Annotated in this window: 1 protein-coding gene; it reads left to right on the top strand. The window is 66.8% G+C overall.

Annotation, left to right across the window (positions count from 1 at the left end; genetic code table 11):
* On the top strand, positions 1-346 hold a 346-nt coding region (locus tag EN804_RS35440; RefSeq protein ID WP_135922362.1), incomplete at both ends, for a 3-oxoacid CoA-transferase subunit A.

Genomic DNA, 346 nt, shown 5'->3' with positions numbered 1-346 from the left:
GTTGATCACACAGGGCGCGCGCGAACTGACGATCATCAACAACAATGCTGGCAACGGCGATACCGGGCTGGCGGCATTGATCAAACACAAGCGCGTGCGCCGCATCGTCTGCTCGTTCCCGCGCCAGGCGGACTCGCAGCACTTCGACGCCGCTTACCGCGCCGGCGAGATCGAACTGGAACTGGTGCCGCAGGGCAACCTGGCCGCGCGCATCCACGCCGCCGGTTCCGGCCTGGGCGCGATCTTCACCCCCACCGGCTATGGCACCGAGCTGGCCCAGGGCAAGGAGACGCGCGAGATCGATGGCCGCCAGTACGTGCTGGAATACCCGCTGCACGCGGACTTC

It is taken from the genome of Mesorhizobium sp. M8A.F.Ca.ET.161.01.1.1, assembly GCF_004792105.1.
Lineage (GTDB): Bacteria > Pseudomonadota > Alphaproteobacteria > Rhizobiales > Rhizobiaceae > Mesorhizobium.
The sequence above is the reverse complement of the archived record's forward strand: the minus strand, read 5'-3'. Positions and strand labels throughout refer to the sequence as shown.